General features: G+C 55.3%; 8 protein-coding genes. 3 read left to right on the top strand and 5 right to left on the bottom strand.

Annotated elements, in window-relative coordinates:
- Positions 1-112: 112 nt before the first annotated feature.
- Positions 113-562, bottom strand: a complete 450-nt coding sequence (locus tag DDA898_RS12630) for a lysozyme inhibitor LprI family protein (RefSeq protein ID WP_038911354.1) — start codon at positions 560-562, stop codon at positions 113-115.
- Between the two features lie 278 nt (positions 563-840).
- Positions 841-2,925, bottom strand: a complete 2,085-nt coding sequence (locus tag DDA898_RS22825; protein WP_152490686.1) for an N-acetylglucosaminidase — start codon at positions 2,923-2,925, stop codon at positions 841-843.
- 405 nt (positions 2,926-3,330) lie between these two features.
- On the opposite strand from DDA898_RS22825, the gene DDA898_RS12610 reads away from it, so the two are divergent.
- Positions 3,331-3,828 (top strand): hypothetical protein, encoded by a 498-nt coding sequence (locus DDA898_RS12610; RefSeq protein ID WP_013318265.1) that lies wholly within the window; start codon positions 3,331-3,333, stop codon positions 3,826-3,828.
- A gap of 97 nt (positions 3,829-3,925) precedes the next feature.
- On the opposite strand, the gene DDA898_RS12605 is transcribed toward DDA898_RS12610, so the two are convergent.
- Positions 3,926-5,890 (bottom strand): methyl-accepting chemotaxis protein, encoded by a 1,965-nt coding sequence (locus DDA898_RS12605; RefSeq protein WP_038911352.1) that lies wholly within the window; start codon positions 5,888-5,890, stop codon positions 3,926-3,928.
- A gap of 315 nt (positions 5,891-6,205) precedes the next feature.
- On the opposite strand from DDA898_RS12605, the gene DDA898_RS12600 reads away from it, so the two are divergent.
- Entirely contained in the window at positions 6,206-6,484 is a 279-nt protein-coding gene (locus tag DDA898_RS12600) for a putative hemolysin (RefSeq protein ID WP_038911351.1), read from the top strand.
- Positions 6,485-6,530: 46 nt separating this feature from the next.
- Here the strand turns inward: DDA898_RS12600 and DDA898_RS12595 are convergent, their stop codons facing one another.
- The gene (locus tag DDA898_RS12595; protein WP_038911350.1) at positions 6,531-7,523 is read right to left on the bottom strand and encodes a 2-hydroxyacid dehydrogenase; all 993 of its coding nucleotides are present in this window, start codon (positions 7,521-7,523) and stop codon (positions 6,531-6,533) included.
- 206 nt (positions 7,524-7,729) lie between these two features.
- Positions 7,730-9,283 carry a methyl-accepting chemotaxis protein gene (locus DDA898_RS12590; RefSeq protein WP_038911349.1) on the bottom strand — a complete coding sequence of 518 codons (1,554 nt, stop codon included), beginning with the start codon at positions 9,281-9,283 and terminating at the stop codon, positions 7,730-7,732.
- Between the two features lie 305 nt (positions 9,284-9,588).
- On the opposite strand from DDA898_RS12590, the gene DDA898_RS12585 reads away from it, so the two are divergent.
- Complete coding sequence (locus tag DDA898_RS12585; protein WP_038911348.1) at positions 9,589-12,192, top strand: YdbH family protein; 2,604 nt, start codon at positions 9,589-9,591, stop codon at positions 12,190-12,192.
- The last annotated feature ends 2 nt before the right edge of the window (positions 12,193-12,194 follow it).

Raw genomic sequence — 12,194 nt, 5'->3', positions numbered from 1 at the left:
GTTGCTGGGGGCTAAGTGTACCATTAAGTGCGTGTCAGGGGAGTCTGGCGGCACATAAACACGAGGGTGACAAAAATGGCTTACGGCATTCCAGGCTCGCTGTTTAGCGTTTCTATCCGACGATAGTTTTCTGCCGCCTCACAGGTAGCCAGCCATTCATAGTATACTCTGCTTTCTGGAATGACATGTAGGCCACGAAAACGGCATCTACTGCCTGACACAAGAATGTTTCAGATATATATTGCGGAGAGTCTTGTTCTAAATTTGTCACCCGCAATTTGCAACGCTTATTACGGTGACGCTCCCATTGCAACTGATCTTCCTTGAAGTATTTTATCAACTCTTTATGTTCATCATCATCGCTTAACCTACTGAGTACCTGATTAATCTCGTTGGTACGTGTGGTGAGTTTTGCGTCGGCATCTTTTTTCATTAATGTCGCACACTGATAGATTCCCATCTCGCTGTCTTTGTTAGTAAGGTTGTTACAAATATTACCTGCCATTTTGGCATAATACTGCTGATAGATATCGGCGTGATTTGTATTAGTGGCGGATGTCATTTCCGTCAGTGGAAATAAAAGTAGTAATAGTGAAATTTTTTCTTCATAAAAAATCCTCGCCAAAACGAGGATGATTAACTGTTTTTAAAAAGGTGTAAATTTTATATTGATGGTGGTTTGCTTGTTAATTATATACTTCATATTTTAATTTTTAGATCTGTCGGTTTTCCTTGCGTACCCCGATTACTTACTTGAGTGAGCCCACGGGGATTAGCTATGTTATTGCCTTCTTGCAATCCAGATTATCTGGGTACATAGGCTGGAACAATAATTACCCCCTATTTCTTATATTCTGGTATTTCAAATTTTAATTTTGCGCCAGGGATTTTCTCTATTAATTCCCTTATCTTTCCAGCTTGTGATTTTGCCCATTTTATATCTGTTGCATATTGGTGAGTTGCTGGGTTGGAGGGGTTCCATCTCATTTTATATAGAGTGTTTTGTTCGCTTTTATTGTGAATGTAAGAGTTAGCAATCCATCTTGCACCACCATCAATTGCTTCATCTACTGAAAACCATCCTTGATCATAAGCACGTTTTATGCCATTCTCCGGTTTATTAGTATCAACATTTATTCCGAACATGTTGTAAATTTTTCTGCCATTGTATGAGTGAAGTCCTTTGGCAAAAGCTGAATTGCCATGTCCTGATTCTAATATTGCATGAGCGACAAGATATGCTTCATTTATTCCATATTTCTTGGCAGCTTTAATAAATATTGCTGCTTTTCCTGATAATACCCCTTGTCCCTCTAGGGTCTTCTCTATGGCACTTTCAGATAAACCCGCTGGTGCAGATAAATCCAGAAATTGATATATTTCATCATTACCCATGTTTTTTTGTGGGTTCATATAATCTCTTACCTCATCTCTAGTGGCAATTTTTTTATTCCCTATGGTAAGTTTAAATTTTTCTTCCTTGCTGACGGCTATTTGTTTTTCAAAAGCATCATCTAGTGTGTAATTGTATTTTTTTTGTTTAAACTCTTTTTGTGGAATGGTGTCTTTATTTGAAAGTGAGTTGATGTTATCTTTTTTTATTGGTGTTTCTGACTGGTAGCTCTCAATAAACACATTACCAGCTGCTAAATCATTCTTATACTTCAGTGCTGAAGTACCATTAGCATCTTTGGCTCCTTCGATACCCTTAGCTGCTTTTCTGGCTCCGCCAATTCCTCCAATATGCCGTGCTTTGAGAATGCCAGCGATTTCGTCCTGGCTCATATTCGGCTTAATAGTTCCTTCTTTAAGCAATTGTTTATATGCTTTGTCTGAGTTGGTCTTAAATGCGGTATCCTGTACTTCGGCACTGGATAGGTATTTGTCATAGTCCAGTCCATTCTTCCAGTTATTTTTATTCTTCAGAAAGCGAGTCATACCGCCGGATTTTCCCCATTTATACTCATTGGTGAATCCGTCCGCTTTCATGGCGGCGATAACGGCATTTGCACCGCCTGCAATCAACCCGGCGTCAGCTAGCCAACTCGCACCAGCCTGATAACGACCGAGATATCCGGCGGAGTTGCGTATATCTAATTTACCACCAGCACTTTCTGTGGCTGCGGTAGAGGCCACCAATGCTCGGGTGTGGGCATCGTCTAAACCGGCAATATCACCTTGTTTATACGCAGCACCTGTTGCGAGAGCTCGCTGAACTGTCCCTGTTTTACCTGCTGGAACCGGCACACTGATTTTCTGGGCGGGTGCGGTTGGTAACGATATAGGTTTTGCTGGGGTGGGCGTAGGTGTAACAGGTTTAGGTTCTGTTTTAGGCGCAACAGATTGGGCTGGATTCAGTAGTGCTTGATTTGTGGCATGAGCAAAACTCTGAAAGCTTCCCGCCAGCCGCGACAGCGGCGCCGCCATGCCGGACATCAGCTTGCTTAGCTGATTTCCAACTGCTGCATAGTCAGGTGCAAACGGCGGCGTGGCCGGTTCCTGGGTTGCCGGGGGTTCCGCTGCGGGAGCGGCGGCAACTGGTGCCGGTGCCGGAGACGGCAGGCTGGGTTGCGGCGCGCTGGATGTTGATGGTTGTGCCGGCGGCGCGGACGGCGGTGTGGTCGTTTCAGCGCGCGGCGGGTTAAATTTTGGCAGTGGCGGAACGGTTGTCACCGGCGGTGCGGCCGGTGGCGTCGGCTGGCTGGCGGCAGTCGCAGGCGCGCCGGACTGGCCGGGTTCCGGTGCGGAAAAACGGATATTATCCAACCCGGCTGACGACGGGGCGTTGGGGTAATTCGCTGCCGTGTTGTTGGCGGCTGTGGTATTTTGACGGGATTGGGTCGTTATTTCTGTTTTCTTCGCAAAAGAGCGTGTTTTTTTTATCACGACGACGAGTTGTTTCCGGGTGGTGTTATTTTTTTTCATAGGCGTTTAATAACAATATTAGTTGACGTCAATCATGAAAATTAACGCCAACGGGATGAATGGGAGGCCGCTTCAGCGTTATTACGAACTGAAGTCGGGTATATTTCAGCGTCATGCAGAAGAACGATGGCGTTATATTATCGTGCGTGGCTGATTAAACTATTCAGGCGTGTTGGGTGATGGCTCAGCAAACAGGCTGATGGATTTCAGGCACCGGCCGGTGGTGGTCGATGCGGATAAATATCCCTCCACTTGCCCCTTTTTCACTCCATCAACCCGCAGGATCACTGCTATTCTGTGGGCGCAATCCGTTGCCTGCGTGTGCGCTGTCCGGCAGGTCATGACAGGAAAACTGGCCCGGCCCCTGTTTGGGGTGAAACTGTTGGCAAAAAGAGAAAAATACCGATGAAGAAACTGTTCCTGGCCGTGGCGGCCACGGCGATGCTGTCAGGATGTTCTGTGTTCAGCACCAAAACAACGAGCCTGAACAGTACGTTTGTCTCGCCTTATTACTTTTCCTACACCACCGCCCATGTGCTGCAGAACAATACCAACTGGGTGGATTCCGTCTATCTGACGGGTAACCCGGCGCGCTGGGATGAGATTCGCGGCACCTATAAAGCGGCGCTGCCCAAGATCACCTTAAATTACCGGGTTGAGTCGTCCGGCAGTGATTATCAGATTACCTATAACGGCATGGTGAATTACCTGCTGTCGGCGCGGCACGGCGTTGCAAACGGCAAAGATATGATTGAGGGCGAGAGCGTGCGCCAGTTCATCATTCCGCAGCGTACTGCGGTGGTAGGCCCGGATAAGAAGGCGATGCTGACCCTGACGGATGATATTAAGGTTGAAGTGTCGCTGACGGAGAAAGTCGAGACGCATTCGATCGAGGATCGCTAACCGAACAATTGTGGCAACGTATAAAGACTGTAGCGATTGACGATGATTCCCATCATTAAACCGGCATCCTTGCCGGTTTTCTTTTAATCGCGGGTTATCAGAAACTTTCCCAATCCTGCTGGCTCTGGCGGTTTTTACCGTCGAGGGTTAGCCTGGCCTGGCTCAACGCGGGAACGGGGGGACGGTTGGCGGGCAGCGCCGCGTGCCGGGACAGCAACGGCTGATTATCCTGCGCCAGCCGGAAATGACTTACCAGCGTTTCCAGTTGTATCGATTGTTCTTCCAGCGAACTGGCGGACGAGGCGGATGCCGTCACCAGCGACGCGTTTTGCTGGGTGGTGGAATCCAGTTCGCCGACCGCGCTGGCGATCTGCTCGATGCCGCGACGCTGTTCATCGGACGCCGAGGCGATTTCACCGATGATGTCGTTGACGCGAGAAACCGAGAGCAGGATTTTCTGCATGGCGTCGCCGGCTTCCGCCGCCAGTACGGAGCCGGCATTAATGCGGGTAACGGACTCGGCGATCAGGCTGGCGATTTCACGGGCGGCCTGAGCGCTGCGCTGCGCCAGATTACGTACCTCTCCGGCCACCACCGCGAAACCACGCCCTTGTTCGCCGGCGCGTGCCGCTTCCACTGCGGCGTTAAGTGCCAGAATGTTGGTTTGAAAGGCGATGCTGTTGATCACGTCGGTGATATCGGAGATTTTTTTCGAACTGACGGCGATGTCATTCATGGTATTGACCACGTTTTGCACCACGCCGCCGCCCGTGTGTGCGTCTCTGGATGCCTCCGCCGCGATCTGACTGGCATGGCGGGCGTTGTCGGCGTTGTTTTTCACCGTTGAGGTCAGCTGTTCCATGCTGGCGGCGGTCTGAACGACGGCGGCGGACTGCTGCTCGGTGCGCGACGACAGTTCATGGTTGCCGTGGGCGATTTGCGCCGCGGATGCCGCCACGCTGCCAACGCTGTCGCGGATATTGCCGATCATCTGGCGTAACCGTTCATTCATGCCCGCCATGGCGGCGGTCAACTGGCCCAGTTCATCGTGACGGTTGGTTTCGATGCTGGCGGTCAGGTCACCGCTGGCGATACGTTCCGCCAGCGCCAGGTTGTGGGACACCGGGGTGGTAATCTGGCGGGTGATATAGCGTGATACCAGCAGGCCGAACACCAGCGCCAGCAAGGCGAACGCGGTGGCGCCGGTGATGGCGTTGTTGGTGAGCGTGGTGTTGATTTCGCTCAGACGACGGATGACCTCTTTGGCGATATCGCTGACGTTATCGCCGTCGGTTTTCACCGCCGCTTCTGCGCTCGATAACGCCTTGTAAGCGTTCAGGTAGCCTTCCGCGCCGGTTTTCAGGTTGACGATGCTTGCCCAGAATTCATCCAGTGCTGTTTTCTGATCGGCCGGGAGCAGGGCGGACAGGTCGCGGTAACTTCTCTCAATATCGCTGAAGCGGCTTTGCAGGGTGCTAAGTGCGGCGGGAGTGCGTTCAATCACCACGGCGTCGGCGGTCGCTTTGTAAGACGCCAGCGCCAGGGTTAACGCGGTCGCTTTTTCCCGGTCGCTGTCGGATGTAAACGCAGTGGCCGCCAGGCTGCTACGAAAGCGGGAGATAGCGCCGTCGACCGAAAGGCGGCTAAACCGGGCGCTGGCGTCGATAAACGCCTGCTTAGCACGAGCCATTTCGTTGATGGATTGCTGTAGTGCGGCCTGGTGCTTCTGCATGCGGGCCAGCGGATCCCTGAATTCGCTTTCGGTATAGAGCTGGCTGCCTTGTTCAAGATTTTTAGCCAGATCATTGTTGTAGCTGAGCATGGTGTCGTAAGGCTCATTGTCATTGCTGACCAAATATTTTGTTCTGGCGATTTTGACCTGAAAAATATCCATGATGACGGTGTGCATCAGGTCGGTTTTGCCGTAGTAGGTCTTGATGGTCGAAAAACGGTGGATACTCAGCGCTGAGGAAAGCACCACTAAAAACAAAATCATTGCAAAACCCAGGTACAGCTTGGTTGCGACATTCATGTCAAAAAAACGTTTTCTTGCAGGTGCCATTATCTACTCCCGTTGGCGATGGCGCTGATTGCTTATCAGCCTAACCATTAATCGACCAACGACCCACTGCCTTTAGTGGCTGAAAAATAAGGACATATAATTTATCTCCCTGACAACAATTGTATTTGTTACTTACCGTGCGTAAAAACATGAGAGGTGAAAACCGGTGGTGAGCCGTTGCTGCTCGCACCGCAAAAATGTGGTAAAGAAGTGGGGTAAAGAAGTAGGGTAAATAGGATTAGGCCGAGTTATGCCGCGTGGCGGCAAAATTGGCTGATGGTTTCTTATAATCACGACGCAGGAGTCGACAAGAACATGACTATGCCGCAATGGCTGGTGGTGGGCGCCACCCTGATGCTGGTGGCTTGCAGTGGCGGACAAACGGAGTCGGCGCAGGTTCAGGAATCGGTAGCGCCGCAGCGCGCGACGTGGCAAGGGCAGGGCACGCCGGCGGAGGTGAACTGTACGCTGGCGGGTGGGCGCATGGGGGTTTCGCGTCAACTGAGCGGGGCGAGCATCGGCACCTGTTTGCTGGCTAATGGCAAGCGTTGCTCCGAAGCGGCGCTGATGAGCGGCAGCTGCCCGGCGGGTTAAGCCGGGTTAGCTGGTAACCGGCGGCATGGCGCCACCGGCAGAACGATCAGGGATTGACCAGATTAGCGCAGGGCGTGCCTTCGCGAAGCTGTTTAATATTGTGCAGCGTGGTTTCGGAGATGCTGGTCAGCGCTTCTTCCGTCAAAAAGGCCTGATGGCCGGTAAACAGCACGTTATGACAGGCGGAAAGCCGGCGGAACACATCGTCCTGAATCACGTCGTTGGATTTGTCGCTAAAGAACAGATCGCGTTCGTTTTCATAAACATCCATGCCCAATGAACCGATTTTTTGCTGTTTCAGCGCGTCGATCGCCGCCTGAGAGTCAATCAGCCCTCCGCGGCTGGTATTGATGATCATCACCCCGTTTTTCATGCGCGAAAACGCGTCGCGGTCGAGCAGGTGGTGATTCTCCTGCGTCAGCGGGCAGTGCAGCGAAATCACGTCCGACCTGGCGTACAGGGTATCGAGATCGACATACTCCGCGCCCAGTTCCAGCGCCTGCGGATTCGGGTAAGGGTCGTGCGCCAACAGCGTCATGCCGAATCCTTTGAGGATGCGCAGGGTGGCGATACCGATTTTGCCGGTGCCTATCACCCCGGCGGTGCGCTGATACATGTTGAAGCCAATCAGTCCTTCCAGCGAGAAATTGGCGTCGCGGGTGCGTTGATAGGCGCGGTGAATGCGGCGGTTCAGGCTCATCATCATCCCTACCGCGTGTTCCGCCACCGCTTCCGGCGAGTAGGCCGGCACGCGCACCACCTGGATCCCCAGTTCGCGGGCGGCGTCCAGATCGACGTTGTTAAAACCGGCGCAGCGCAGTGCCAGTATGTTGATGCCGGTGTTCGCCAGCTCCGTCAGCACCTCGCGACCGGCTTCGTCGTTGACAAAGATGCAGACAGCATCGCAGCCGGCAGCCATTTTGACGGTGCGCGGGCTGAGCATGAAATCGAAAAACTCCAGCTCATACCCAAACTGCTGATTCACCTGCTCAAGGTATTTGCGGTCATACTGTTTGGTACTGTAAATCGCCAGCTTCATGATTGTTTCTCCACAGGGTATTGTCAGCCGCGCCGTCATACGTGGTGACGGAGGCAGCCAGAGTAAGCTAGCAGAAAACCATGAACAGACAAACTGTTGCCCTTGTTATGATAACAGCCTGAAAAGGTCTTGACGGTGAACCGGCGGGAGAGGTGATGCGGGAGAAATAAAGGAGGGGCGAGCCCCTCCTGAATCGATGGCGTCGCTTATTTTGACGCGCCGAATACGGACACCGCCTGCGCCATGCTGGCGATCTGCTGTTGCAGGTGGCCGGTAGCGGAGTTGGACTGGCTGGCCAGCGCCGTATTCTGATGGGTCAGTTCATCAATACGGTTGACCGCGTCGTTGATCTGCTGCAATCCCTGCGACTGCTCCTTGGTCGCCAGGCTGATATCGTTCATCAGATGGGTGACGTCCTGCACTTTGACCAGAATGTTGTTCATCGAGCGGTTGGTATGCGCAACCTGCTGGTCGCCGGCGCGGATGCTGGACAAGGTGTTGTCGATGAGCGCGGCGATGTCTTTGGCGGAAGCGGCGCTGCGCTGCGCCAGCGAGCGTACTTCGCTGGCCACCACCGCGAAGCTTTTGCCCTGTTCCCCGGCATGGGCGGCTTCCACTGCGGCGTTGACCGCCAGAATATTGGTCTGGAACGCCAGGTTATCCAGTACGCCGATGATGTCGGTGATACGTTCGCTGGCGCCGGTGATCGCTTCCATGGTATTGGCGACCTCCGAGACGGCCTGCTCGCCCACATTAACCACCTGATTGACGTCTTCCGCGTATTGCGATGCGCGCAGCGAGGCGTCGGCGTTACTCTTGATGGTGGCGGTCAGTTGTTCCACCGACGCGGCGGTTTGCTGCAGGCTCTCTTCGGTCTTCTCGCAACACTCCGCCAGAATGTGGTTGCCCTGCGCGATTTCACTACAGGCGGTTTTCAGCTCCTGTAGGTTGCTGTTGACGTCATCGACAAAGGTGCGGAAGTTCATGCCGGATTGATTGACGGCGCGCATCAGCATACCGATTTCGTCGGCGCGATTGAGTTGCGTCAGGCTATTGGCCTGACCGGCCGCCGATCGCATCGCCTGTTCGAGAATCTGTTCCACCGGCCTGGCGACGTGTTGCACCAGCAGTTCGCAAAACAGGCAGGCGAAGGCGATCAGTGCCGCAAACAGCCCCCAGACCAGCGCCGTTTTAGGCAACAAGGCGAACGCGACGGCCAGCGGCAGCAACCCCAGCAGCCCAAAGTAGCTGCGGATGCGCCAGCGCAGCGGCATGGTTTTGAACAGGCTCAGCCATTTCAGCGGGCCGGTGTAAACCAGCAGGCCGTGGTGGAAGGCGCGGTTTTTCAATATGCCCTGATTCACCTGGGCGTAGAGCGCTTCGGCCTGGCTGATCTCCTCCGCCGTCGCCGCGGTGCGTACCGACATGTAGCCCATCAGCTTGCCGTCCCGCTTCAGGGGGGTGGTGCTGGAGCGTACCCAGTAGTGATCGCCGTTCTTGCGGCGGTTCTTGACCACACCGGTCCAGATTTTTCCGGCTTTTAGGGTATTCCACATATCCGCGAAGGCGGAAGGTGGCATATCAGGATGGCGGATAATATTATGCGGCTGATTCATCAGTTCTTCCGGCTCGTAGCCGCTGACTTTGATGAAATCGGCGTTGGCGTAGGTAATGTGGCTATCAGGTGTGGTCACCGACATCAGTTTGATCCTGGCATCCAGCGGATACTGACGTTGACTGACTGGATAATTTTTACGCATGGAGCATCCCTTTTTGCGATATTGAAGGGTAGAGCAGGTCCGTATTGTTTGAATAAGCAACAATATTGATGAATGTATAATCCGGGCAGGATTGACGCTCGCGCCACGGCGTCAGCGAGCCTGTCACCGGCGCGTGGTGTAGTCAGATATTGCGCTTATGTAAAAATTTTATCACGATCAGGTAATTGGCATGTATGGATTTTGCGGGGGAATGTGAACTGAATGGTGACTTTTGGTTCATAAACCGTAACGATTCGCACTGAATGACAAATAATGACCACCGGAATAACCCTGAAACATAAACCATGCTGAAGTTAATGCGCTATGCAGGCTGGCTGGCAGCGCTGGTGTTCGTGCTGGCGCTGGGGGTGGCGACCGCCTGCTGGACCATGCCGCGCTGGCTGCCGGTGTTGCTGCGGCCCTATTTGCCCGTCGGGGTCAGCCTCGTGATGCAGGCATCGCCGGGCTGGCGGCAAGGCGGATTCTGGCTGCCGGATGTGCAACTGCGTCTGGCGCAGTGCCAGCCGGCCACGCTGTCGGGCCTGCTGGTTCGCTATCGGGAAGGACGCTGGCAACTGGAGGCGGAGTCGCTGACGCTGGATGCGGCTTGCCTGCGGCAGTGGCCGGTTTCTTCCAATATGACGGTGCCGTTGCTGGCGCAGTGGCAACAGTGGTTGCCGCAAGCCGAGCTGATGCTACATCGCGTTGCGATTACACCCTGGCTGACGCAGGTCGGCAGCCTGCAACTCTCTACCGACGCGTCGCGTCAGCAACTCCGAATTCAGAGCGATCAGCTACAGGTGCAGGCGGAACTGCACGGTGCCGCGCTGACGCTGCAACAAGGTCAGATGCGCGCCACGACGGCGCATCCGCCATTGCAGATCAACGGCGCGATGCAACTGGCGCCGGCGCTCAACCAACTGCCGGAGCAGGGCGAAGTGCAGGGGCAGCAGTTGCCGTTGTGGTTACCGGAGCCGGCCAGCGCCACACTGCGCTGGCATGGTAATCAGGGCGAACTGACGGTCGGCGTGGCGTCGATGGCGGAGCCTTTGCTGACGTTGCCGTGGCAGGTGAGCGACGGCAACCTGCGCATCTACGATGGCCGCTGGCGCTGGCCGTACGCCAGCCAGCCGCTGACAGGCGGCATAGCGTTGACGCTGTATGACGTGTTGAGTTTGCACGATCCGCTGCGACTGGAAGCGCGGCTTAATGTTCTGACGCAAGGGCATAACGGTCGCGCCAACGCGGTGTTGTCGTTGGGGCCTGGTCAGTTGGGGCTGACCGACAGCGATATCCGTTTTCAGCTTACCGGGCAGGCGAATCTTCCCGATCTGTCGATTTTCGCGTCGTTGCCGGGAACGGTGAAAGGCGCCGTGCTGGATCCCACCGTGGTGCTGTTGCCCGGCTCGCTATTACGGGCCTGGGGCGCGCCGCGCCCGACGGTGACGCTGGAAGAGGCGCGCTGGCCGCTGGCCGGCATCCAGGTCACCCGACGGGGCGTCAGTGGCCGGTTGCAGGCGATTGTGAAAGTGCGCGATAGCTATTGGGGGCGTTTCCGGCTGCATCTGGATGGCAAAGCGCAACAGTTCTGGCCCGATAGCGGCGACTGGCGCTGGCGTTACTGGGGGGAAGGGCATCTGCCGCCGTTGCAGGGGAGCTGGGATATCGCCGGGCATGGCCGCTGGCAGGATGACCTGATTGAGGTCGAGTCCTTATCCAGCGGCCTGAACCAGCTGCGTTACGGCGTGGTGACGGTTGATCAGCCGCGGCTGACGCTGACCGAACCGCTGCGCTGGCGACGTGACCCGGCGGCGGCTTCGCTACGCGGCGCATTAAGACTGGCGGCGAAACAGGTGAATTTGCAGGGTGCCGGCATGTTGCCCGCCACCGAACTGACGGTGGATATTCGTGGGCGCAATCCGCACGACTTCCTGTGGCGCGGGCAGTTGCAGGCGGATCCAGTCGGTCCGATCCAGCTCAACGGCCGTTGGGACGGGAAGCGCCTGCGCGGCAACGGCTGGTGGTCGCCTCAGCCATTACGGGTGTTCCAGTCGTTGCTGCCGCCAGCCTGGCAACTGGCGATTCGCACCGGTCAGTTTTACGCGCAAACCGCATTTTCCGCCGCTCGCGGCCAGGGATTCCGCGCCGGTGGCCATTGGGTGGTGAAAAACGGCGGCGCCTGGCTGGAGGATGGCGAGCTCAGCGGGGTCAATTTTGTGCTGCCGTACCGGTTTGAAAACCACCGCTGGCAACTGGGGATTTCCCAGCCGGTGACATTGCGCGTCAACCGGCTGGATAGCTTGTTCCCGATACGGAATATCGACGTGCAGGTGTATGGCGCCTATCCCTACAGCGAGCGTCACCCGTTGACGCTGGCGCAGTTGGATCTTGACGTGCTGGACGGCCACCTGTCGTTGTCGCCGTTGCGTCTACCCGCTCATGACGCTGCGGTATTACGGCTGCAGGGTATCGATCTCGGCGAGCTGGTCGCTGGCTTAAAGGCGAAAAAACTGGCGATGTCCGGCCGGGTTAGCGGGGTGTTGCCGCTGAATTTCAGTCATCCTTCGATGCTGGTGCAGGACGGCAAACTGACTAATGACACACCGCTGACCGTACAGCTGGACCCGCAACTGGCCGACCAACTGGCGCAGAACAGCGTCGCCAACGCCGCGGCGGTGGCCTGGCTGCGCTATATGGAGATTGGGCGATCCTGGGTCACGCTGAATCTCAGCCAGCGCGGCGAGTTGTCGCTGGTGTCGCGCATCACCGGTCACAGCGTGATGGATGACCAGTCACGGCGCGACATTGTGCTGAATTACCGCCAGCAGGAGAACATTTTCCAGCTGTGGCACAGCCTGCGCTTTGGCGATAACCTGAAGGCATCGCTGGAACAGCAGGCCGCGGAGTAACT

It is taken from the genome of Dickeya dadantii NCPPB 898, assembly GCF_000406145.1.
Taxonomy (GTDB): domain Bacteria; phylum Pseudomonadota; class Gammaproteobacteria; order Enterobacterales; family Enterobacteriaceae; genus Dickeya; species Dickeya dadantii.
This window is presented reverse-complemented; position numbering and strand designations above follow the sequence as displayed.

Bases quoted from the DNA above. Each gene is read 5' to 3' on its own strand.
- DDA898_RS12595 (WP_038911350.1), bottom strand. From the start codon at position 7,523: ATGAAGCTGGCGATTTACAGTACCAAACAGTATGACCGCAAATACCTT.
- DDA898_RS12605 (WP_038911352.1), bottom strand. From the start codon at position 5,890: ATGGCACCTGCAAGAAAACGTTTTTTTGACATGAATGTCGCAACCAAG.
- DDA898_RS12610 (WP_013318265.1), top strand. From the start codon at position 3,331: ATGAAGAAACTGTTCCTGGCCGTGGCGGCCACGGCGATGCTGTCAGGA.
- DDA898_RS22825 (WP_152490686.1), bottom strand. From the start codon at position 2,925: ATGAAAAAAAATAACACCACCCGGAAACAACTCGTCGTCGTGATAAAA.
- DDA898_RS12630 (WP_038911354.1), bottom strand. From the start codon at position 562: ATGACATCCGCCACTAATACAAATCACGCCGATATCTATCAGCAGTAT.
- DDA898_RS12600 (WP_038911351.1), top strand. From the start codon at position 6,206: ATGACTATGCCGCAATGGCTGGTGGTGGGCGCCACCCTGATGCTGGTG.
- DDA898_RS12590 (WP_038911349.1), bottom strand. From the start codon at position 9,283: ATGCGTAAAAATTATCCAGTCAGTCAACGTCAGTATCCGCTGGATGCC.
- DDA898_RS12585 (WP_038911348.1), top strand. From the start codon at position 9,589: ATGCTGAAGTTAATGCGCTATGCAGGCTGGCTGGCAGCGCTGGTGTTC.